Here is a 23,177-nt window from a genome sequence, read left to right on the forward strand (position 1 = left end):
TATGGACCGGGTGTCCAAAGATTGCGCGGGGGCGCGTTCCCACTGCCCGACGAAAGGGACGTTGGTCATGGTGGGGACCAACCAACGAACAGATAGCCGCGCCAAAAACCACGCTTATGCATGACGTAGGTCTCAATGCTGACCGCACTGGCGACGCTTTGTGGCGCGTCCAGGGTGCCACTTTGGGTGACATGCTGGATTCGCTGATTCCGCCGGATGAAGACGAATATTCAGAAAGCCCGTAAATTACGGGCTCAAACCAGCGGAGGACACGGGACTCGAACCCGCAGCCCCTTACGGGGTACCTCAGTTCCAGTGAGGCCGCTCACCAATTCGCTTATCCTCCGGCTGAACTCAAGTTTACCGTCTCGCGTCTCCTGTTCCAAGCTGGCTTGCCCGGAACTTGAAACTTGAAACCTGCAACTTGAAACTGCAGCCTCAAACTTCTACAGCGACGTCTTGGCGCCGCTGATCAGCTTGATGAACTCGTCGTTGCTTTCGAATCGGCCGAGCTGCTTGGTCAGCTGCTCCATCGCGTCGCAGGGATGCATGCTCGAGAGCGTTCGCCGCAACATCGTCACCGCTTCATAGGTCTCTTCATCATGCAGCAACTCTTCACGACGCGTGCCGGACTGGCTGATGTCGATCGACGGCCAGACGCGTCGGTCGGCCAGGCGACGATCGAGCACGAGTTCCATGTTCCCGGTTCCCTTGAACTCTTGGAAAATCGCTTCGTCCATGCGGCTGTTGGTATCCACCAGACAGGTACCGACGATCGTCAGCGAGCCGCCTTCTTGGAACGCCCGGGCGGTTGCGAACAGCTTTTTGGGAATGTCCATCGCTTTGATGTCCAGACCGCCGCTCATCGTCGCACCGCCTCGACCGCTGCGACCGACCCACTTGTTGAACGCACGGGCCAGACGCGTGATCGAATCGAGCATCAGGAACACGTCTTGGCCCATTTCGGCCAAACGACGGGCGCGGTCGATCACCAATTGGCTTAGCCTGACATGACTCTCCACGTCCATATCCAAGCTGCTCGCGACGACTTCTCCGCCGACCACGTTTCGGCGCATGTCCGTCACCTCTTCGGGCCGCTCGTCGATCAACAAGACGATCAGTTTCAGGTCGGGGTGATTGGCCGCGATGCCACCGGCGATGTCTTGCAACATGACCGTCTTCCCGCTCCGCGGCGGCGCAACGATCAACGCACGTTGACCTTTCCCGAGCGGCGCCAGCAAATCGATCACCCGGTTGGTGATCGGCCGCTGACCGCGTTCAAGGACCAACCACTCTTCGGGGTTGATCGGGGTCAGCGTGTCAAAGCTTTTGACGTCCGGATATTCTTCCGGGGGAATCCCGTCCACATCCTGGATTTCGCGGATCCGCGGCCCCTGTTGCCGCTTGGCTTGCTGCATCATCGCCTTGATGTAGACGCCTTGCCGCAAACCGAACCGTTCGATCATGGTTCCCGGAACGAACGGGTCGCTGCGTTCACGGGAGTAGTTGTTGTCGCGGCTGCGGAGGAACCCGTAGCCGTTGGGGTGCAGCTCCAGAATCCCCTCGCACTCTTCCAGCGGCGCGTCGCTGGGGATATCCGCAGGTTCGCGATCCAGGCCCTGATCTCTCGAATTCCCGCCGTTTCCACCACCACCACCGCCGCGTCGCCGTCTGCGCGAGCGTGGCTTACCACCACCTCCGCCTCCGGATTGTCCGTTGGAGCTCGGGCCGCGACGAGGAGACCGTTTCTTTTTCGCCATGTGTAATCCAGAGAGCGCCGACGCGCTGACAAGCGTCTTCCACCCCTGAGGGGCAGAAGTCGGCCGGCATTCATGTAAAGAATCCGCAGGATGGAACGATAAAGGACCCGAACGCGAAGCTGCGGAAATCATCCCGCGCAGGGTCAAACCAAATAGTTTTCGTTCGCCAACGTGTTCTCTTGTTGGCGACGTTGTTTTCGCTGGTCAGCGCGATCGTCGCTCTGACGCCGCACTGACGGTTCAACAACCACTCGCCGCTGCCGGATCAGTCCGGAGGACGAGAAGTCGCGATTGATCTTCTCACCTGAACGATCGCCACCGGATCACAGACCGACTGCGCCGAGGAGACACGGGCCGAGGCAACACGGACCGGTTGGTATCGGAGTCACAGGCTGGACCGAAGTGGCGGGCGACGCGGGCCGCCAAGCAAAATGCCGTTTCCTCTGGCGTGTGTCGATCTTAGGGTTGTTCGGTATCCCGGGAGAACTCATCCCCGTGGACACTACCAATTCCTTTCTGTTTCCGTCGCCCGACACCAGGACAGGCCGATGCTGGCGGATCCCCGACTCTGCTCCCATCCTTGAACCGACCGGGGGCCAATCAACGGGGACGAGAGGCTCATCAACCTTTTCGGCTCGCAACAGCCGAATTGCAGAATCGTCGTGGAGCGACGCAGTGAATCGTGGAGCGGTGGGCTTTCAAACCAGTCACACCGCCGACTAAAGCTATCCGAAATATAGCCGAGCAACAGGATGTGTCAAGCGAAGCCTGAAACAGGGCCCTCTGACGGGTGGGCTACGAGACCGTGAGGACTCGCGCAATCCGCCCCGTTTTTTGGAATATTGGGTACGAAGATTTTCGCGGCAGGAACATTGCGAAAGACACCATCCATACGGATGAGCCCATTCGATCGAGCAAGTTTTCCGACCTCTCAAAATCATCCGACCTCTGCACCCGCCTCAGTATCGTCTCTCGTCACTGGAAGCCGGAGGCGTTTTGCCGGCCGCTCCGCTCGCGCTGACTTCGAAACCTCTGCCGGATGAACTGGCGTCAAAGTCGCCCCATTTTGTACTTTCGGATTAAGTGACAGCCTCCCACGGGCCGATTGAGTCACCAGGCGCATGGTCCGGGTCGCCGATCCGGTCGCGCAACACGTCAGTTTTTCCTCCCGGATCGACACAGGAACGCAGGATGCGAAACGCCGCGATCTATCTCGTTGTCTTCACGCTCACCGCTCTCGCCGCGCAATCATCGCCTGCACAAATCGCTTGGGAGGGCAAGCTTCGCGACGCCCACACCAAAGCCAAGCAGCAAGGCAAGTTGATGCTGCTGCACTTCTACACCGACAATTGCATCTATTGCGATCGACTGGAAGCCGGTGCCTTTCGCAGCGCGTCGGTCTCGCAGTCGATCAACCAGAACTTTGTGGCGGTGAAGGTCCACGGGACGAAGAACCCGAAATTGGCCGAGATGTTCAAGGTCACCAAGTACCCGACCGACGTGATTGTGACCACCGACGGCAAAGCCCTGTCCCATTCGGTCAGCCCGCAGCAACCCGATCGCTACATCGCGATGCTGACCGATGCCCAAGTCAGTTACGCCAAGACGCGCACCCTGGCGAGCACCCAGCAAACCGCACCAACCGCTGCATCGCCCGCTGCAACCGCTGCCCCAGCCACGACTCCGGCAGCAGGCGTCGCCGTGAATCATTCGCTGGCAAACCACACCCTGCCCAAGCCGACCTCGAATCGCCCGAAGGCCGACATGGCACCGGGCGAACTGCCGGTGCAGATCCCGGCACCCGGCGTGACAATGGAATCCGCGACGCCGGCCACCGTGACCGACAATTCTCGAAAAAACCAGTTCATGCTTCCCGGTGGCACCAAGGGGAACGTCCGTTCGGCAAGCGTCGCCACGTCCGGTTCGGTTCAAGCCTCACTGGCGAGCGCCCGTACCGGCGGCCTCACGCTGCCCACGGACACGGCCGCCGACATGACACCCGCCGACGCAACATCGGCCCGTGCAGCCACCACCGCCGAAACGACCAGCCCGGAAAGCAAACCTGATCTCGCGATCCAAGGCTACTGTGCCGTTTCGGTCGTCAATCGCGGCCAGTGGGTCGAAGGCAAACCGGAACTCGGCGTCATCCACCTGGGCAAACTCTATCTGTTCGCCGACAAGGAAGCGATGGAGCTGTTCCTTTCCGATCCGATTCCGTTCACTCCGATGCTGAACGAAATCGACGTCGTCCGCTTCTTTGAAGAAAAGAAGATCGTCCCCGGCAAACGCGAATGGGGCGTGATCGACCCGATCCACAACCGCATGTTCTTCTTCGCCGACGAAGCCGCCATGCTGCATTTCGAAAAGACGTTCGACCGATACTTGGACGCCGCCATCGAAGTCATGGATCAAGCGATCGAAGAATCCAACCCCGGCGTGTAAGAGCCATCCAGCTAAGGGCGACGCGTTTCGCCAGTACGATGGCCCTTCCGGGCCGTCGTCCGTAGGACTCGCAGCGACGACCTAGAAAGGACGTCGTACAGCAATCCTCTAACGCGTCAGATCGCGCAGCCCCGGATCGGGCTTTGCATATCCGGGACGCACACCGCTGGCGATCGCCATGCCGGCGATCAACGAGATGATCGCGACGACGATCCAGACGAAGCGGGCGGCAGACATGCCGTAGCGGTCCACCACACTGGCGATCGATCGCAGATGATAAGGTTGCCGCCACGGGCCGACCGCCACCGCAAACGCCAATGTGCTGCCGACAAACGCGACGGTTGCAACAAAGAGGTCGTTGTAGCTGGTCATGGTGTTACACCCTAGGCTCGATCAGTACCGCGGTTCAGATCCGTCGCGCAATTATACTGCATCGCGCAATCATACTGCGTCGCTCCATCAGCCATCACTCAAACGTCGCTGCGTCGCATCCGCCGCCGCAGTGCCCGCAGTTGAACACGGGCACTTTCCAAGTCCGGAACGATTTCGATACACCGCTCCAGTGACTTTGATGCGGCCACGTATTCACCGGACATGATTTGGCACCGGGCCAACCCCTGCCAAGCGGTGTAGTGAAAACGGCAGCGCCACAAGCATGCGATATAAGACTGAGATGCCTTGCGATAGTCTTCCAATCCGTGCCAACAACTGGCCAATTGAAAATGAGCCTCCGCATACATCGGCGCCTGTTCCACCAAGATCATTGCCGGCGCGAGCGCCGCGGCAAACTCACCGCCATCGGTCAGGTGCATGACCTTGAGCAACTGCTGATGATGGGTCGGCGCCGCATCACGCAACAGCAACCCGCGAAAGGAATCATCGGCAACCAAACGCACGCCACGATCGACATCGCTGAGCGCTCGCCCGAGCGGATCGACCGAGCGGCTGTTGCCCAGCAGGCCCAGTGCCATCGCGGCGGCGCGGCGCAGTTCAACATCCCCCCGCTGAAGCAACGTCGCCAAGGTCGTCGGCGAGTAATGCTCGTCAACCTCAGCCGCATACCGTGGCGCGTCCGCGCTGGAAAGAAGTCGGCGATAGGCTGTGGCCAGTCGGGTTGTCCGCACGAGAGGTGAAGTCACTTTGCCATCCGTCGAAGGTGGGAGAAGTCGTGGTGCAAGTCGCGTGTATACTAGGCACAAAGGTGTTACAGGCAACCGATCCATGCCAGAATTCCAGCCCCGGTGGTTCACGAGTCTAGTTGCCCGCCCGGGCCTCCACAACTCGCCACTTCACCGCGCCGGCGCGACGGATCAACCACAACCCGCCGATCAAGCCCCTTCCCGTCAAATACCGCAAAAAGTGTCTTGCGTATCCAGACTTTGCCATCACCGATGACGACGCCTTCAGACGCTCGCTGCAGGATCCCAGACGCGCTCTTCAAGACGCTGCTCGGCGCCGGCGTCCTGGCGGTCATCACGTTTCTGTATCCTGGCGAACTGTCTAATCAAATCTCCGCGGCGGAACCACTCAGCCAGAAAGACGAATTCGCGCAGTGGCTACAAGAACCACACACCGGGCTCGTTGATGGCCGGTCATTACGCCTCGCCCTCCAGATCGCCGCCGCGCATCAAACTCAACCCAGTCGACACATCAACGTTTGGGTCGATCGCAGGGTCAACCCAGACTCTCCAGTTTCACCCGGCAACCTCGGGCCAACGCGCTATGCATCGCTTTGCAAGATCGCCGCATCGGCCGGTTGCGTTTGCTATCCGCTGGACAACTGTGTCGTGATCGGACGCCCCGCATGGGTTGCCGAACTCTCACGCCAAGTCTACTCCCAAGCCGACGACGCCGCGCCGAACCGTCACGCCACTCGCGGCCCTGCCGGAAACCGGATCGACCTGCAATGGCCCGACCTGACGACTCCGAACGAAGCGCTGGAAATGATTCGGGGACACATGGACGACCGCCGCGCCGATCTGCCAGCGACCAACACGTTTCCACATGACCTGTGGCCGGAAACCTTACTGCGTGACATTTCACCGCAGCTGGCCTTGCATTTGATCGCCGGACAGTTCTTGGACGTCCGGAAAGCCGACGAAAATGATGCGCCGTTCGCTCGGACGTATCAGTTTGCAGCTGCGCAGGACGCTTTGAAATCGATTCAAAACATCGATCCGAATCTCCGCTTTGATGTCAGCGGCGGCCGACTTCGGTTGCAAGCCACTCCGGCCGCCCACCAAGCGTTTTGCCGACAAATGCTGTCAATTCCCAGGGGAGATTCACCAGCCGATCAACCGGTTCCGGCCGGGGCCAACGCCCTGGAGATTTTGAAGCAAAACGAGCGAGTGTTCTCACTGGAGGTGACGGACAAGCCGGCCGGGGCATTGATCCAAGCGCTGGTGGCACAGCTGGGGCTGCAGTGTCAATTCGACCCGGCGGCGACCCCCCAGTTGGAGAAACGGGTCTCGCTGTCGGCCGTTGACCAAACACTTTGGCAACTTGTACGGTTGATCACTGACCAAGCATCCTTGAAGATCGAAGCTGCCGGCGACAAGCTTCGCGTCTCGGCAACGAACTAACCGCCTCGTCTTTTGGCTCTCTCCCGGCCGAATGCTCGTGAAGGACGAACGAGTCACCCCAGAACGAATCCCACATCATGGTCGAAAACATCCCCCTGATCTCGCACCACCACGATGGTCTTACGATCGAGGGTTTTTCACGCGCGGCCGTGCAGACGTGTTGGAGAGTCAACGAGTTGAAGCTGCTGTTCGACGTGGGGGCTCAACCCTGGGACTTCATGGGCACACCCACGTTGTTCATCACCCATGCCCATTTGGATCACATCGTGTCGCTGCCATCCTATGTGTCGCGGCGGCGGATGATGAAGATGGACCCTCCGGTGATCTACCTGCCCGACTCGGCGGTCGACGAAGCCTGGGACATGTTGCAAACGTTCCGTCGCCTGGACCGCGGCGCGATGCCTTGCGAATTGGTCGGGCTGAACGCGGGAGACGAAATCGAACACGGCCGCGAGTACCTGGTGACGGCCGTGCCGACGCGGCACACGATCACCTCGCTCGGCTTTATCGTCTATCACCGTCGCCACAAACTGAAACCCGAATTCGTCAACTTGTCCGGGCCTGAAATCCGCGACCTGAAACTCGCCGGCACCGAGATCACGACCGAGCAGCGCGTTCCCGTGTTTGCCTACACCGGCGACACGTCACCGCCGGGGCTGGACAACAATCCGGAGTTCTACAAGGCCAAGGTGCTGGTCAGCGAACTGACCTTCGTCGCGCCCGAGCATCGCAAGGAAAAGATCCACAAGCACGGCCACATGCATGTCGATGACTACCGCCAACGCGCCGATCGCTTTGAAAATGAACTCGTGATCGCCGGGCACTTGAGCACGCGCTACCATGACAAGCAAGTCAAAACGATGGTCCGCCGCGTGTTGCCCGACATGCTCAAAGGACGCCTCAAACTTTGGATCTAATCGTCGCTGCCAAAGTACGATGGCCCTTCTGGGCCGTCGATGCCGAAGTACGATGGCCCTTCCGGGCCGTCGATGCCGAAGTACGATGGCCCTTCCGGGCCGTCGATGCCGAAGTACGATGGCCCTTCTGGGCCGTCGATGCCGAAGTACGATGGCCCTTCCGGGCCGTCGATGCCGAAGTACGATGGCCCTTCCGGGCCGTCGATGCCGAAGTACGATGGCCCTTCCGGGCCGTCGATGCCGAAGTACGATGGCCCTTCCGGGCCGTCGATGCCGAAGTACGATGGCCCTTCCGGGCCGTCGATGCCATCGATTCAGTCCTCCTCAAAGAACCGGATCGCACCGGGATACGACCACAGCTCGCCGTTGTTGGCCTTGACCGCGGCGATGATCGGGAACACGAAGTCCAGGATCACGATCAGAATCACCAACGGGATTCCGATCAGCACCATGCACAACAGCCCGGCGATAAAGGCATAGATCAGGCTGCTGATCAGCCAATTCATCATGCGGTTGCCATGGCGCCGCGCCAGGTCGGATTCGTCCTTGCTGATCACCCACATCACGATCGGTGCCACGATCCCCAATCCCGAGACGACCAGCAGCTGCGACAGGTGCATCAGCGTGCAATAGGTGTCCTCGTTGACACCGTGAATCTGGCCGGCCACCGACCCGCCGCCGAATCCCGACACCGCCGATTGGGGCTGCTCATGAAGCACCTTTCGCTTGGCCTCTTCGAACTCGATTTCGGTCAGCGACCCCGCATCGCGAAGTGCCTGCAACCGAGCCAGTTCATCTGCAATCGTCATCGTCGAGGAACACTCCAAAGGTTTGGGAAAACGGTGGTGGAAGGACGAAGCTGCAATCCGTAGCGGAAGCCGCCAAGGCTTTCGGTTTCCCCGGGATAATCGCCGTCCTCTCCGAGGTCGACTTCGGGAAAAGCTTCGCTTTTGGGGTGCGCCGAGTTCGGAGAACACGGCGACTCTCGGAACACATCATAAAGGACGGAAGTTGAGCTGCGGTTGATTTCTAGGCTCACGCGGGCGAGCGACGGGGCGCCAAAAAGCTCAGCGTCCCAGAGTCGGACAATCGCCTCCACCGCCGTATTCTTGGGCACCGGAAACGTCGACCTTGCGATAAATACCTTTGATCAAACTGTGACGCCGGCTAACGCCTGCCATGGCAAACACTTCCCCCCGATCGAACTCGCTCTCGGAGTCGACCTGACGTTCTCGGGCCAGTTAATCGGCTTCGGAAAGCGACGGCCTTGGAACGCTGGACATGGCGGAGCATGGAGCCGGAGTGGTGTGGATCGCGAGAGTCCATTTTGCCCGCCGAGCCCCCCACCGCAAGCGAACCGAGAAAAGGTTTAAAAAAAACCGCCAAACACCGCCGCTTGCACGAACCCGATTCGTGTTGAATAATCTCCCTACTCGGCTGGCGGAGTTTTCCCACCGCCCGACCGACATCAGCAGCCGAAGTGGCGGAATTGGCAGACGCGCTGGATTCAAAATCCAGTTCTGGCAACAGAGTGTGGGTTCGAGTCCCACCTTCGGTATACCGCAGAAACGCGCGTCCGGTTGGCCGTAGTGCTGAGCGGTCGAACGCGACGTCGGTTGGCTCAACCGCGGCGGTGAATGGGCCCGCGATCGATAGGACCAATCGGACATAAGGGACGAATTGCAGGGGCACACGTGTTGGTGTGCACACTTTAGCCGCCCTTTGTCGCTGCTTCGCAGCGACCGGGAAATCGCCTTAAGGCTAAACACCAACGGTTGCAGACCCTTCTTCCATACCCCCGTCTCATTCATATTTGGGACCTGTTGGTCGTGCGTGGCCTATCGGCCCCATTGCACGATCGTGGCCCCATTCTCGAAGGAATGGCAAAATAATTTCAGACTGTGATCGTTTTGCCCCCATCGTCTTGCCCATCGTTCGCTGCCCAATCGCGCCCTACACACCGAAAACCGACGGCGCCTCGGTTGCATCGACCGTAGCAGTAGCGAAAGCAAACAATCACGACTTACGTCCAACGGCAAACCCGCGACCATAGATGGTGAGCCATGTCCTAAGCGACTGGTCTTGATGCCGACGAAGCATACAGTGGAGCGGAACGCATCGTCAGAGCGAGTGGCCACGATCGAAATTCACGCCCGAGTACTGATCGGGCGGCGAATGAATCGAACACGAACGCAACCTCGTACCGCGGAATCGGTTTTACCAGCCCAGCTTGAGCACGTGCGCAGCAACACGCGCACGAAGGAGCAACTGTCATCGATCCCGTCTGCTGTAACCGGATGGGCTTTGATGGTGGGCGGCTCGATCTTGCCGGATCGTCCGCCCCCTTCGTCGTTTTGTCAGCGTTCCAGGATACCGCCCGAGACCGGTAACGCAAACGCAGGTCGTATCCACAGTTGTCACTCATGTTGCATCGAGCCGTCGGGTAGCGGGGCGGCTCGCCCTTCCACGTGCCCATTCATCGGTGCCGCCGACCCTGGCGAACGCACTGTCTTTTTCTTTTGCTAGGATTGTCCCGGCGAAAATGACACGGAAGGTCAGGGCCAGTTTGAGGGCACGTGGAAAGCCCGTCAGCGACAAACCCGAAGTGCTTGGGCGCAAACGCCTAACAGAAAACCAAGGCAAATCGTGCGGTCACGCTTGCCCCCAACGCCGACCATCCGCCCCGCCAGCCAGCGGACCAAACGTGTCGGCAAAGCCAGCAAACTGGCTCACATGAGCTACTTCATCAAGAAAGGGACGCGCGTCACCGTCCGCCGCCCCAACGCCAAACCGACCGACTGGTTCAGCTACCAAACCCAGAAAGACTTGCGACTCGGCGAGCCACTAAGCATCGAGCGGGGCAGCTACCTGTTCGATTACCAGAACTGGAGAATCCGAATCCGGAAGAACCTCTTGGAGCGTGTGAGTAACGCAAAGCCCGCATAAGCTATCCGTGGAGTCGGCATTTCTCCCTTGTTCAGCGTGAAGCGAGGGCGACTCAAGCGGGCAGGCCCCTGCACCAAACTGCGAAGGCGTTTTCGATCCCACTCTGCTGGCGGATTGCGGTACTTGCGTCGTGCAGTGCAGCCGACGCGTTGCCATATGGATGGCTGGATTCGTCGCCGCCATCTGATTGCCTTGGGCGTCCCGCGTCGTCAAGCGATTCGCCATGCCCGTAGCCGGCAAGGTCCTTGGCACATGTCTAAGACCATCGCCAGCGGAGTTGGTCTGACCAACGCATGGCTCGCCGCGCAAGGCATTTTGAGTTGAAAGAGTCTGTGGGCCGAGCTTGCTCACCGTCGCTCTGCCGCCGTATGCGGACCCGCACGCATGGTGGTGTGGCGAGGGCGTCCCGAAAGGGACGCTCTTACCCGATTTATGGCTCGCCACTCAATCTGTCAGCGTTGCCAATCGAATAAATAGAGCACATACCAGTACCATCACTCCCATCGTACGAATCGACCAGCGCCGCCTGCGAGATACTATAAGAGAGAATATCCCACACAGCACAATCACCACTGCCCACACCGGCATGAACAGCATAATTGATCGGCCAGGACGGCGATTATTGTATTGATTATTCTGCGCCCAGTAGCCGAATCCCGCGAACTCGGAAATGTTCTGCATGCGTTCCTGAGAGAACCAACTACGAAAAGGTGCGATTGGCCGACCATGTTGCGTTTCACCGTACATCGCTACCCAGTTATCGTTCCTATCCCTGCGTTCAGAGATTACCAAAGAATTGAGAAACGGCATCTCCGACGCGTGACGAACGAGGGGTATTTCTGCGAGAACAATTCCATCATCGAGAACGCATCCAATATCGCAGATCACGACATCGACACGTCGGAAACGCGATTGCCAGTGAAGCAACGCAGCGGCAAGACCAATCGCCAGAACACCAAGTATCGTTAGACGTTTGCGATTGCGATTCACGGTCAAAGCCAAAACTATCCTCAGTAGTTCGAGTCCTGCCCATTCATACGCCAGAACGGCGGCCATCACCGAGGCGCGGCGGTTGATTTTCAATGGTCAGAAATGGCGACTCCGCGTCTTCGGTTCATCGCGTGGTTCGCCAACGTCCTCAGTTTTTCTCACTGCCGCGGGAAGTCGATCAGGATCAATTGTGCCAGCGTTTCTTGGCGCGAGCTTACCATTCATCAACACCGGTACGCGATGATACAGTGTTTTTGGTCCGCCATACGAGATCGCAATAGGCGGGTTGCGCATTTTCGGCATCATCTCGCTAGGAGCAAATTTGCCGCGGAATTGAACCACCCAATACCATCTGCGATTTTGTTCTCGAACCAACGTGCATCCGGATAGTTCCCATTTGAATAGCCCAATCTCTCGCGAGTCATGATACGCGCACCCCAACTTCATGGCCTGTGCGGCGTTCAGTGGGATATCTTCGGTTGATGGATCCCATTTGGGAGTCTTTTCTAAAATGGACGGTTTGACAACGAAAACATCGCGGTCAACTCTGAACTCAGCGGCACACACGCATCGAAGCAACAGGGCCAGACAAAAGGCAAACGCAATAAATCGCATTCGGAATCTCTCTGTGTGGCGAACGTTACCGATCACCCGGTCCGCGCGGTTGATCTTCCATTTTCGAATCGCCCCGACTCGCGGACTCGGGTACATCGGATTGTTCTGTGCTCCTCTCGCTCGCGCGCAAGCCATCCGCAAAGCCCTGCCAATTGAAGTCGTTCACGAGGTCAGGATTGTCGGTTGCGACGTTTTCAATCGCGTCAGCCATTGTAGTTGGATCGACGAATCTAAGGTAAATCGCGGTATACACATCCTCCTCGTCATCCTGTGAAAGTTGGATTGTGAATCCCGGATCGTCAATCCGCCAAATCCCCATGTCGGGATCGTTGGCAAAGTTGGCGGTTTCGTGACTTGGGTACTCGGTGTTTAGTCGCGATCGCAGTTCCTCGAATGTTCCGACCTTGTCGTATTGGACAATTGCGCCAAATTCATCCTTCGCGATGTCACACGGTCGCCATGCCCTTTCCCCATCATCGATCAAATCTGCGGTGACGTCCTGTTCCGCTGCGAAAAGCGTTGCATGATTCAAAAGTGCGACTGTTTTGCCATCCCAGGCGTCGCCGGATGACGAGCGAAAGTCGCAACCAACGAGAATCACCAAGCCGACAGCAAATGGGGCGAGTGTTTTCATGTCTTGCACAGAACGGGAGCGTTCAGTGGCGTGCGGCGAAGTGCCAAGCCTCTTTGATTCACCACTCGAACGTGATTCTAGCACATCTCGCAACCACGCGGCCAACTAGCGCGTCCACTGCAACGCGTTGCTGTGCGGCGCGAGGGTATCGCCGCATGTAGCGGAGTCAACCGGAGTTGCAATCCTGCAACGATCCTGCTTAAACCTGAGGTTCGTGGTCGCCCCGCAATCACCGACATACTTTAGGAGGTCCAGCATGACCTACTTCAGATCCTAAGTTTGTCACCAGTTGATTTCTTTACCAATTCATCGCCAAACTCGCGCCGTCTAACGTCCGCCGTAACCGGGCGGCGACGAAAGATTGTCCATTTCATAACCGCCCGAATTCGCCGCTCCGGTTCACGGCATGGTTCTGTGCCGTACTTTACGCGACGATGACGGAAACAGCGAACGGAATCTCTAGTGTCTTGAACAACTCCAGCGCCGTGTGTGGTATCTCGAAACCAGCGTGATCGCAGTTGGAGCGGTAACTGCAGAATACGTCAATCTTGAATCGCGATTTCAGTGATTTGAGATAGTTGAGATTCGGACGAACCACGTTCATGAGCCCTTCGATGTGGGCTTCGAGCGGTTCAGTTTCTGACAAGTCAGGCTCGTAATGCCATGCGTCATCTTTGAATTGCGGAGAGCGAGGCTCACGGCGTTCGCCCTTGCGTCGATGCATCGTTGGTTTAACGCCAAGCTGCTCAGTGATTTCGTCAAATGGGATGTCCATGCCATGGATGCGCAGTGTGGCGCTGAAGTGGAAATAGTTTTCCTCGTCGGATTCATCGCCGTCGAGAAATCCACGTAGCGTGCGAAACATCTTCGGTCCGGATGAATCATTCATATGCACAGAACGGGAGCGTTCAGTGGCGTGCGGCGAAGTGCCAAGCCTCTTTATTCACCACTAGAAGGTGATTCTAGCACATCTCGCAACCACGCGGCTAACTAGCACGTCCACTGCAACGCGTTGTTGGGCGGCGCGAGGCTATCGCCGGATGTAGCGGAGTCAATCGGAGTTGCAATCCCGCAACAATCCTGCTTGAACCTGAGGTTCGTTGTCGCCCCGCAATCACCGACATGCTTAAGGAGGTCCAGCATGACCTATTCAGATCCTAAGTTTGTCACCCGTTGATTTCTTTACCAATTGATTGCCAAATTCGCGCCGCCCAACGACCGCGATAACCGAGTCGCGGCGAATGATTTTCCATTGTCGAAAACGACGACTCCGCGACTTCGGTTCATCGCATGGTTCGCCGGGAATCAATCCCATCCGATTGTGTACGCCCAATACCCTTCTTCGAGCTCAGGAACCGGACGCGTTGCCTCGTGCCCATCATACGCCCACCCCTCGTAACAAAAATCTGGTTTCAGCGCCGAAAGTTCTGATTGAAGCGATTCCCGTCCAAGCGTGGTAATAACAACCAATCCTTCGGCCTGCGGCCAAATATTCAAGTCTTCTTCATCGTCCTCTTCCGGGCACTCATGAATTGTTACGTAAACGTCTGCAACAGTTGGAAGTTCGGAGATTCGCCTGAGTTCAGCAAATATCCCATCGAGGTTGGGAATCTCCTTCCATACAGCGTTTGCCGCTATGGACTGCTCGTCGAAGTTGTCATCGAAGAATTGTTCAAAACGGACCAAAGGCAATGTTTCAAATTCTTCGAGATCGTATTGACGCATGATCTCGCGGATCAGTAGCGTCCGCTTCTCCGTTTCTTTGTCTTCTGCAATTCGAGCCGGATTCCGATGCTGCGACTCCTCTCCGGGTTCGATCATATAACCCGCATGTTCTGAGAGGATTTCGCGGAAGAGGCTACTGGCGGAACTGTTCTTCGAGGCATCCATGTAGCCGCGTTCCGCAGCAAATTGATCATAGCGTGTTTTCGGATTCAAGAATCTTGCCGACTCGCGCTCCAGCCATTCAGAATCATTTGACATGGGATAGGTGCAAAGCCAAACAATCGTCGATGAATCCGAGTCAAGAGCAACTGATGGTAAAAATCGCTGGAGAGCGATTGTCATTGCCGCGAACACTTCCACCTTCAGTTGACGTTGAGTTTCTGGCGTAAGTTCGGACTTCCGATAAGAATGATGATCGTGATGTAGCGATCGCTCTTTGTCTCGGACCCATATTTCTGGCTCTTTAAAGAATCCCGTCGGCTTTTTGTAGCTGCCACACAGATACTGGTGCTCCCATCTCAATGGATCCCAGCGTTCAGCACTTTGAATCAGTTCGTCAACTGAAACGCCCATCGTGCGTGCAAGTGCGAATCGAGAAGGGTCTTCCAACGCTTCATTCTTCCTGTCGCTGAATCCCTTTTCTGTCGAGGCTGACGCGCCAATTGCACAGAAAATTCGAGGACTATCAGCAATCGCGATCAATGAGAAACCATAAACCGGTGAATCAACACGTGAAGTAAGGTCAGCCCAACACTTCTCGATTGAACTAAGAATCAATTGTGACAGTTCCGTAGTCGGCACAATACGCGTCATGTGCAAGTATCGCTCAAATTGCAAGTTGACGTCCGGATTTCTCGACTTCGGCGAACGGGAGCGTTCAGTGGCGTGCGGCGAAGTGCCAAGCCTCTTTGATTCACCACTCGAACGTGATTCTAGCACATCTCGCAACCACGCGGCCAACTAGCACGTCCACTGCAACGCGTTGTTGGGCGGCGCGAGGGTATCGCCGCATGTAGCGGAGTACATTGGAGTTGCAATCCTGCATCGATCCTGCTTGAACCTGAGGTTCGTTGTCGCCCCGCAATCACCGACATGCTTTAGGAGGTCCAGCATGACGTATTCAGATCCTAAGTTTGTCACCAGTTGATTTCATTACCAATTCATCGCCAAACTCGCGCCGTCCAACGTCAGTCGTGACCGGGGCCGCGCAATTGACATTGATCTCGTGAAACGCCGGATCGCGGCCTCCGGTTCACGACATGGTTACCCGCTATTGAAATTGACGAAGGCCCAAGTAGCGAGGCGGGAAAGAAACCAGAGGGCGATCGCGGTGGTTCCGGCCACAACGAGATAGGGATATGCAGCTTCGACCCGGTCTAATCGATTGCCGAAGATCGATACGCAGGGAAATAAGGTAAACGGAAGAAAGACCCACTCCCAGGGATGTACTATTCCCTTGGGTGGAATCAATTCGAGGACTGGCAGCGACAAGCATGCAAAAAGCGTGTAAATCGTGAAGAAGATTAAGTTCGGGTGAACGTGCTGCATTGATGCCTCTAAACGCAGGACCCTGACCGGTTCCGTCGGGTAACGGCTGAAATCACGCGGGACGGGCGAGCGACTTGCAAGCCGACAAAAAAACGTGACTCCCGCCCTCCGTTGCAACCCATGGTTCTGCCTTTCGGTTCTTACTCATGGCTGCGAATCCGAATCGCGTTGACGCATTTTAGCAGCCATCTCGGGAGTCAAGGCAATCACCACCGACGATGCGCGAATCACATCGATCTCATTATCCGCCAGTGCCCGCCCTGCCTCCTCTTCCATGAATCGGCGAACATCATCGAAGTTTGGAATGAACACCAGTTCGAGATTGTCTGGATTTGGCAACGCGATCAACTGTTCGTAAGTGCCTACCTGCGATTCTCGAAGCACTCCACTCTCAGGCGCATCTGGATGAGGAGCGTCCGGTGCAACTGGAGGTGGCGCGGCGGAGGCAACCTCGGCAAATCCCTGAACAGTCAGTCGTCTACAAAGATCATTTGCCGAAGCCGAACCCGTTTTTGCTATAAGGGCATCATCTCGAATGACTAGATTCAATTGATCTTCGACATCCATTGTGATTTCTACAAGGTCAAGGTCATCGGCGCCTAGCTCCGCAAACGTGGCGTTGGACGCAATTTCATCGGCCGACATGTCGAGGTGCGACGCGATTACGGACTTGATCTCGTTGAGCATAGGCGTTTCGGTTTTGTGACGAACAACTGCTCCGCGTTGTCCGCAACCGATGATGAGAACACAGTAAATCGCGACGACAAGTTGTTTCATAGATCCTGTGGCAGAACTAGTAATTCTCCGGCGCGAGCGCCGGATATTTAGTCTAGCCCATGACCGGTTCCAATGGGCTGTGAGATCCGTTGATTGCGGTTTCGTCCTCCAAAATGTTGAGTTGCGTCACTGCCAGCGCATTGTGCGTTGGAATGTCCTGCAGGCGTTTGAGTGGCATGCGAGTCGGGTACAGGTGCGTGAGGGAGCCGGCGCTGTGATAGACTGGGGGTGCACCATGAACCCCTACACGCCACCAACCGAAATTAACGACTCGACCACAGGGCCACCGCCGCGAAAGATCACGGACTGGGAGTGGACGATGCTGATCGCGGGAGCGGTGGTCATTGGGCTATGGATTCTCAAGACGATTGCGATGTACTTTCTGCCGAATTGAGTGAAGCGTTTCAGACGATTTCGCTTTCCCATATGCCGCTCGCTCACGCTTCCCGCTGGCATGCCAGCACGCAGCGTAAGCTAGTGGCCCGAGTCCGCCCGCGCACCAAGCATTCCGTCACGCGCCGGTCGCTCACGCGTCCCGCTGGCATCGCGCACCTACCCTGGCACCCTTCTCCCCCGGCTTTGCGGGGGAGAAGGGAGCCAGAATAAAAAGCGTACGATCACACCGATCACAAAAACCGCGATGGTATGGTGCAGGCGGCTGCATCGACCGCTAGCTCGAAGCGAACTCGCCTTCACCACGGCGGTCAGATTCACCTCCTCGCTGACACATGACAAAATCCATGCTCCGGTGGCCGACGCCGGATCATGAAGAGATCGTCTTGGGATGATCGAACAAGCGGCAAAACGATGGTGGCAAGACGATGATGGGGAGAGATTGGCAGGATGATTCGGGACAGAATGATCCGGCTGCGGCGTGTCGTCAGGTTACCGAAAAGTCTTTCTTTCTATCGTTTTGCCCCCATCGTTTTGCCATTCCTCGCTGGTGTGGCAGCGATCGTGCAATGGGACCAATGCCGTCCTTTTCTTACAGGCTGCCGCTGACGTCCAGGCCTGCCAGGGTCAGGCCCGTGTTTTCCGTCAACGGTGAATCGGCGAAGTTGTTTCCGGCAAAGGCTTCGGCGATGCTTCCGTCGATCGCGACGGCTTCCGCAGCGGATTGGTTGCTGGCCGCCGCGTTGGCGTAGCTGCCGTATTCCGCAAAACTGATCGCCGTGCTGCCCGAACGGGCCATCGCCGAGGACCGACTGCCGTTGACGGCGTACGATTTGGCGACGCTGCCGCCGGAGGCGTAGGCCCGTGACACGCTTCCGTTTCTGGCGACCGCGCGAGCTTGACTGTTGTTGTTTCCTGCGAGGCGGGGGATCGTTCGGAGAAGGGCTGTGGAGCGAATCTCGCCAGCCGATTTCTTGGTTCACACGTACCTGCGAGATTCCCCATCGCCCCCCTAAAACTTTTTCGCGATTCTTGAGATCTCCAGGCGAAACGGCCCACAAACACGGCGATTCAGTCGTTTTTGGATCGCGTCGACATCGACGACGGCACCTCGATCGGGCGGGATTGGTCCCGTGCCGGGGCCAGATTTCACGACAACTTTCGGGAGGTTGTTGTTTCAATAGAATGAACCAGATGATCCGATTCAGTTTTCCCGGTCAGGCATACTTCATGATTCGTCGTTTCCCATTGCCACTCTTTTTCCTTTGCGCATTGGTCTTGGCCGCGGGAGTCGCGGCGGAACCCGGACGTGCCCAGCGGCCGCGTGTCGGGGTGATCGGCCCGATCGACGGAACCGGGGTTCCGGTCGAGCAGTTCGAATCGCTGCAGCAACGTCTTGCTGGGGTGGATGTTTCCGGGACGCTCGGAAATTCGATTCATCTGGCGGCTTGCCAACCGCAGCAAATTTCGATTTCGGACCGGACGGTCGAAGCCGTCTGTGGTCGCAACGTGCGGCTTCCCGATGCGTGGACGCTGGGACCGGAAAGCACACTCTATCGAGGCGTTGCGTGTGGGCCGGACCGCCCCGAATCCGAGAAACGTGCCGAGCAGATCGGGCAAGCTCCATCGTCGTGGGCGTCGCTCCGACCGATCATTGAATCGAACTATCCCAATGACGTGATCGCGATGATCGATCCGCGGGGGACGCTGCACGTGGCTTGCGACTGGGATGCCGACCTGAAACTGGACGGCAAGGAATTGTTTGTCGTCCCGGCGGATGAGTTTGATCAAGCGAAGTTGTTCCGACATGACGACTGGATCGTGATGATGCAGCTCGCGCAATCGACCGACCACACGGTTGACCGTCAATCGATGGATCACATTCAGCTTCGCCTGTGGACGATCACGGGCACGGCACAAGACCGCACAGGTGACTGGGGCCGATCACCGCTGGCAGCCTTGCTGAATCCCGCGCATCACTCAGCGGAGTATGAACTGATTTGGCTGGACGTCGCCGGTTGGATGCCGGCAGACATGGCGGCGTCGATGCAGGCAGCCAAGGAGATCGGCTGCGACGTGGTCTTGATCGACGTGATTGCGGCAAACCGAGATGCGGCGGAGATGACTCCGTTGATTGCCGAACTGTCGCATCGATGTGGTATTCCGGTGATGGTGAACAAGCGGACGACGGTTTCGCCAGACCATTGGGTTCAGCCATCCCGGGCCGCGGGATCCGACGCCGTCGATCCTCGGTTAGATGAGGGTGTCGCGTTTGAGCGGAGGGTCAACGCGATGCTTCGTCGTCCTCTCCCGTTGCCCGACACCGATCAAAACGAAGTGGCGGCTGAGGCATTGGCGCGACCGGAGGCGGTCGCGCCGCCGGCGACGATGCGATGCGTTTCGTTGCCGCGGGTGCCGGAGGCAGATGTGCCGGAGGTCGTGCTGCGTAACGCGCGTCCTTTGTTGGATCGCGGGCCATTGGTGCGATCCTGGTGGTATCGCGGGGCGGCTGGCGACGGATCCGCTGACGCTGGGCGATTGTTTCAGGCAACCGACGCTACCGTGCCGCGCTGGGATGATCGTCGTTTGCAGTCGTGGACGTTTTTGGAATCCGGATGGCTGGATCGACGCAGCAGGCGGATGGGAGAACCGGGACTTGCGACACATCAGCCCGCCTGGATTCTTTTGCAAGCTGTCGCCGGCTCGTCTGTCGATGTTGCCCCGCCGCAGTTGGTTGAATCGGTGGGTGGTGACAGTGATCGCCGGAGTCCGACGCCGGGCCGGCGAGATTGGCTGTGGTACTACGACCATGACGCGGCGGAGGAATCGTTGCAGCAGCGTGTCGTTTCCGGGGCGACACCGGGGGAAGTCCTGCAGCGACACGGAGAGCCCGAGGACGCTGCGGCCGACATCGACGCGTGGCGATCTCACCTACTGGCACTCGATCAGCCGTCGCTTCGCAAGCGGCATCTGGATCGTGTGATCGCGGCGGCGGACCAAGTTTTACGACGCTGCGAGAAAGAGCTGGGTGGATTGCCGGCACCGGTTGATCCCGACCAGATCGTTGCGCAAACGAGGATGAACGAGGACTCGAACATCGACGTGCCGACGACGCCGGACGCGATTCGGTGGTATGCCTGGGCGGTGGACGCCGTGTATCGCAAGGTCCGTGCGATCGGCTACCGTGAGCTTCCCGATGTCGTGGTCGATCATCCGGTCCGAGACCCCGAAGCGCAGGATCGCGCGTACGAATCGGCCTTTGCCCAGCTGTGCGGGATGGTCGACATCACCGACCATCGTTTCGTCCTGACGTTGGTGCGGTACTTACGACGACAGGGCGAGCCGTTTCAAGCGTACGAGATGCTGCAGCGTCATGCGACCGAAGGTCCGGCGATGCCCTGGTACTTCAAGAAGGAACGCGACCTCTGGACCGACGGCGGCTGGGAACCGCTCAGGCGTCTCGGCCATGCGCGTTGGTTTTTGCGTGAGGCCGACCAGAGCGTGATGCACTAGTTGTCGACTGCGGCGTACGATTCGATTGATTTTGACAGTCGCCGTCCTCTCCGAGGTCGGCGTCGAGCAAAGCTTCGCCTAATGATCTGCCAAGGCTTTCTGAAATCCGTGCCAGCGAGGCAAGAAAATCTGGGTGTCGTCAGCGACCAGAAAAAGGGGCGATTGATTTTCAAATGCCGCGGTCGGTTCGCCAGCCTCCGTTGTCTGGTTTAGCGGGGCACGCGTCACTTGAGTGTCAGCCGGCGTCCTCTCCGTTGAATGAATCTTGAGCTTTACGAATGCCCCTTAAGACACCTGAGGCTATCGCGATGCGGAGACCAGCGTTTTCTATCGTTCCACGAAAGTTGGCGGCCAGACCACTTGCGACGATCCTGGTGCTGGCCTTGTCGGTGGGAGTGACCGCCCCGCAGTGTGTCCAAGCCGGCGTCGTTGTCTTCGGGGACAGCCTGTCGGACACCGGGAATGTGTTCGCTGCAAGTGGCGGCGCGGCATTTGCCCACGCTCCGGGCAGCCGGTTTCCTTCGCCGCCCTTTGCGAGCGGGGTGGCAAGCAACGGGGTGCTGTGGGTTGACGTGTTGGCGAGCCGTCTGGGCGAAACGCCGCCTGGACCAGCCCTAATTGGTGGGACGAATTATGCGTTCATCGGGGCGATGACCGGGACGCAGGTTTCGTCGCCGTTCGGAGTCCCTAGCATGTCCGAGCAGGTCGGTCTCTACCTTTCGTCCAACGCTGGCGTGGCCCCACCCGATGACATCTTTGCCCTATGGGGCGGTGCGAATGACTTTTTCTTCGGTCAATTCGATCCTGGCCTCGCCGTATCCAACCTATCCGACCAGATCCAGTTGCTTGCCGGAGCGGGGGCTCGTGAGTTTCTCGTCGCAAACCTCATCCCACTCAGCCTGACGCCGTCGCTTGCGGGCACGCCGACGGCTGCCTCCGCAACGGCATTTTCTCATGCTTTCAATACGACACTTGCGACAGAAATCGGCACGCTGCGTACGGACCTGGACGTGACCATTCATGAGTTGGACGTGGCGGGATTGTTTGAGGAGGTCAGCTCCGATCCCGCTGCGTTCGGATTCACCAACACTGTTGACCCTGCCCTCCACGTCGAACTCTCCACGAGCATACCGATTTTTCCCTACGACGTTGTCGGCAACCCAGACGAATACCTGTGGTGGGACGGAGTGCATCCGACAGCGGCGGTACAGAGCCTGATCGGTGAGCGAGCGGCGGCGTTGGTGCGGCCCGTGCCGGAACCGGCAAGCGCGGCGATCTGGATACCCGTCGCTTTGATATACATTATTTTGGTACGACGTCGTCTATTCGTGCTCCGCGTGTAAGTCGTCGGAGTGTTTTCCAGGGAGCTGGATCGATAAACTATTCTCGCTCAAAGCTTCCTCGAATCCCGATACCCCGTCGGCCCCGTCAGCCGGCGAGTGAGTTGCGGGGCACCGACACGCTCCGCGCGGGGTGAATTATGACACACCGTCCATCCGACGAGCCGAGCCGGCAGAGCAATCCATTTCGCCCGCCCGGTGGACCGGAGGCGGGTAGATCGGACCCAGGTGCGACAGAGGCTCGCCCTGAACGTGGATCGATCATCTACCTGTTGGCTTGTCTGCTGTGGTGCGGGTTGGCGATCAAGATGATCGTGCTGCGGCCGATCCTGTTTTCGTTGTTCGCGGACTTCGAGCTGGAATTGCCTTGGGTGACACGTCTGCTGCTTCACCCCGCCGTCAGCATCCTGTTTGTGATGATCGCGGTCGGTCTGGTGCTGCGACGGTTGACCGTGGCGTCGATCGAGTCGCGTCGCCGGATCGGATGGCGGGCGTTGGTTCTGGCACTCGTTGTGATTCTGGTGATGGCGATCGGGTTCGGGCTGCCGCTGTTCAGCCTGATGCGGGCGCTCGCTTGATCGGGCGGGCATACGTGTTGGTGTGGAGGCATTGGCCGTCCACTGTCGCTGCAAAGCAGCGAGGGGGAATCGCCTAAAGGCTAGACACCAGCGTTGATGCCCGTGTCACTCGGGTCAGGTACGCAAAACCGATTGGACGAAGGGTGCTTCGCAGTTTTGGTCGCTGTCCCCTTTTCCGCCACAGGAAGATTCGCAAGTTCACCGGGATCTTAGGTTTGTCGGTTGAACCTCACGTCGGCGCGGCTGTTGGGCAGGTTGGCGATCAGTTTGTCGAACGCGTCAGCGATCCCGTTGGCTTAAGTTCGCCCGATTGCTGTCCCTGTGCGGGGCATGCGTGTTTGTCTCACAAGTCCGTCCGGGGATGACGAAAATCCGTCGGGGGTCCGAGCCACCAACCATTCAGTCGTCGCAGGCGTT

Annotated in this window: 20 protein-coding genes and 2 tRNA genes; 9 read left to right on the forward strand and 13 right to left on the reverse strand. The window is 58.1% G+C overall.

Annotated elements, in window-relative coordinates:
- Positions 1–263: 263 nt before the first annotated feature.
- A tRNA-Ser gene (locus Mal15_RS30070) sits at positions 264–346 on the reverse strand.
- 100 nt (positions 347–446) lie between these two features.
- Positions 447–1,760 (reverse strand): transcription termination factor Rho, encoded by a 1,314-nt coding sequence (gene rho / locus Mal15_RS30075; protein WP_147871133.1) that lies wholly within the window; start codon positions 1,758–1,760, stop codon positions 447–449.
- A gap of 1,191 nt (positions 1,761–2,951) precedes the next feature.
- Between rho and Mal15_RS30080 the strand changes: the two genes are divergently transcribed.
- Positions 2,952–4,202, forward strand: coding sequence for a thioredoxin family protein (locus Mal15_RS30080; RefSeq protein WP_147871134.1), 1,251 nt, complete (start codon positions 2,952–2,954; stop codon positions 4,200–4,202).
- 108 nt (positions 4,203–4,310) lie between these two features.
- Here Mal15_RS30080 and Mal15_RS30085 read toward each other — a convergent pair whose 3' ends face one another.
- Entirely contained in the window at positions 4,311–4,574 is a 264-nt protein-coding gene (locus Mal15_RS30085) for a hypothetical protein (RefSeq protein ID WP_147871135.1), read from the reverse strand.
- Between the two features lie 98 nt (positions 4,575–4,672).
- The gene (locus Mal15_RS30090) at positions 4,673–5,341 is read right to left on the reverse strand and encodes a HEAT repeat domain-containing protein (protein ID WP_233903120.1); all 669 of its coding nucleotides are present in this window, start codon (positions 5,339–5,341) and stop codon (positions 4,673–4,675) included.
- A 252-nt stretch (positions 5,342–5,593) separates the two neighbouring features.
- Between Mal15_RS30090 and Mal15_RS30095 the strand changes: the two genes are divergently transcribed.
- Both Mal15_RS30095 and Mal15_RS30100 read left to right on the forward strand, forming a co-directional pair.
- The gene (locus Mal15_RS30095; protein WP_147871137.1) at positions 5,594–6,784 is read left to right on the forward strand and encodes a hypothetical protein; all 1,191 of its coding nucleotides are present in this window, start codon (positions 5,594–5,596) and stop codon (positions 6,782–6,784) included.
- A gap of 77 nt (positions 6,785–6,861) precedes the next feature.
- Positions 6,862–7,701 carry an MBL fold metallo-hydrolase gene (locus Mal15_RS30100; RefSeq protein ID WP_147871138.1) on the forward strand — a complete coding sequence of 280 codons (840 nt, stop codon included), beginning with the start codon at positions 6,862–6,864 and terminating at the stop codon, positions 7,699–7,701.
- 314 nt (positions 7,702–8,015) lie between these two features.
- Here Mal15_RS30100 and Mal15_RS30105 read toward each other — a convergent pair whose 3' ends face one another.
- The gene (locus Mal15_RS30105) at positions 8,016–8,510 is read right to left on the reverse strand and encodes a DUF4870 domain-containing protein (protein WP_147871139.1); all 495 of its coding nucleotides are present in this window, start codon (positions 8,508–8,510) and stop codon (positions 8,016–8,018) included.
- A gap of 665 nt (positions 8,511–9,175) precedes the next feature.
- On the opposite strand from Mal15_RS30105, the gene Mal15_RS30110 reads away from it, so the two are divergent.
- Together Mal15_RS30110 and Mal15_RS30115 are read left to right on the forward strand one after the other, a co-directional pair.
- A tRNA-Leu gene (locus tag Mal15_RS30110) sits at positions 9,176–9,259 on the forward strand.
- 1,088 nt (positions 9,260–10,347) lie between these two features.
- Positions 10,348–10,647: a hypothetical protein gene (locus tag Mal15_RS30115; protein ID WP_147871140.1), complete on the forward strand. Its 300-nt coding sequence runs from the start codon at positions 10,348–10,350 to the stop codon at positions 10,645–10,647.
- Positions 10,648–11,091: 444 nt separating this feature from the next.
- Here the strand turns inward: Mal15_RS30115 and Mal15_RS30120 are convergent, their stop codons facing one another.
- From Mal15_RS30120 to Mal15_RS34960, 7 genes are all read right to left on the reverse strand, one after another.
- A complete protein-coding gene (locus Mal15_RS30120) occupies positions 11,092–11,730 on the reverse strand; it encodes a hypothetical protein (protein WP_147871141.1) in 639 nt (212 codons plus the stop codon).
- 3 nt (positions 11,731–11,733) lie between these two features.
- Entirely contained in the window at positions 11,734–12,252 is a 519-nt protein-coding gene (locus tag Mal15_RS30125) for a hypothetical protein (protein WP_147871142.1), read from the reverse strand.
- 25 nt (positions 12,253–12,277) lie between these two features.
- Positions 12,278–12,991 (reverse strand): hypothetical protein, encoded by a 714-nt coding sequence (locus tag Mal15_RS30130; protein WP_147871143.1) that lies wholly within the window; start codon positions 12,989–12,991, stop codon positions 12,278–12,280.
- Positions 12,992–13,310: 319 nt separating this feature from the next.
- The gene (locus tag Mal15_RS30135) at positions 13,311–13,751 is read right to left on the reverse strand and encodes a DUF4279 domain-containing protein (protein WP_167547132.1); all 441 of its coding nucleotides are present in this window, start codon (positions 13,749–13,751) and stop codon (positions 13,311–13,313) included.
- 440 nt (positions 13,752–14,191) lie between these two features.
- Positions 14,192–15,424 carry a hypothetical protein gene (locus Mal15_RS30145; RefSeq protein WP_147871146.1) on the reverse strand — a complete coding sequence of 411 codons (1,233 nt, stop codon included), beginning with the start codon at positions 15,422–15,424 and terminating at the stop codon, positions 14,192–14,194.
- Positions 15,425–16,303: 879 nt separating this feature from the next.
- On the reverse strand, positions 16,304–16,936 hold the full coding sequence (locus tag Mal15_RS30155; RefSeq protein ID WP_147871148.1) for a phosphopantetheine-binding protein: 633 nt from the start codon (positions 16,934–16,936) through the stop codon (positions 16,304–16,306).
- 52 nt (positions 16,937–16,988) lie between these two features.
- The gene (locus Mal15_RS34960) at positions 16,989–17,114 is read right to left on the reverse strand and encodes a hypothetical protein (protein ID WP_261344542.1); all 126 of its coding nucleotides are present in this window, start codon (positions 17,112–17,114) and stop codon (positions 16,989–16,991) included.
- Between the two features lie 57 nt (positions 17,115–17,171).
- Between Mal15_RS34960 and Mal15_RS34300 the strand changes: the two genes are divergently transcribed.
- On the forward strand, positions 17,172–17,330 hold the full coding sequence (locus Mal15_RS34300) for a hypothetical protein (RefSeq protein WP_167547133.1): 159 nt from the start codon (positions 17,172–17,174) through the stop codon (positions 17,328–17,330).
- Positions 17,331–17,921: 591 nt separating this feature from the next.
- Here the strand turns inward: Mal15_RS34300 and Mal15_RS30160 are convergent.
- Entirely contained in the window at positions 17,922–18,200 is a 279-nt protein-coding gene (locus Mal15_RS30160) for a hypothetical protein (protein ID WP_147871149.1), read from the reverse strand.
- 314 nt (positions 18,201–18,514) lie between these two features.
- On the opposite strand from Mal15_RS30160, the gene Mal15_RS30165 reads away from it, so the two are divergent.
- The 3 genes from Mal15_RS30165 to Mal15_RS30175 all read left to right on the forward strand — a co-directional run bounded on the left by Mal15_RS30165 (position 18,515) and on the right by Mal15_RS30175 (position 22,760).
- On the forward strand, positions 18,515–20,842 hold the full coding sequence (locus Mal15_RS30165; protein WP_147871150.1) for a GlmL/MutL family protein: 2,328 nt from the start codon (positions 18,515–18,517) through the stop codon (positions 20,840–20,842).
- 344 nt (positions 20,843–21,186) lie between these two features.
- Positions 21,187–22,185, forward strand: a complete 999-nt coding sequence (locus Mal15_RS30170) for an SGNH/GDSL hydrolase family protein (protein WP_167547135.1) — start codon at positions 21,187–21,189, stop codon at positions 22,183–22,185.
- A 269-nt stretch (positions 22,186–22,454) separates the two neighbouring features.
- Positions 22,455–22,760, forward strand: a complete 306-nt coding sequence (locus Mal15_RS30175; RefSeq protein WP_147871152.1) for a hypothetical protein — start codon at positions 22,455–22,457, stop codon at positions 22,758–22,760.
- The last annotated feature ends 417 nt before the right edge of the window (positions 22,761–23,177 follow it).

Source organism: Stieleria maiorica (assembly GCF_008035925.1).
GTDB classification, from domain to species: Bacteria; Planctomycetota; Planctomycetia; order Pirellulales; family Pirellulaceae; genus Stieleria; species Stieleria maiorica.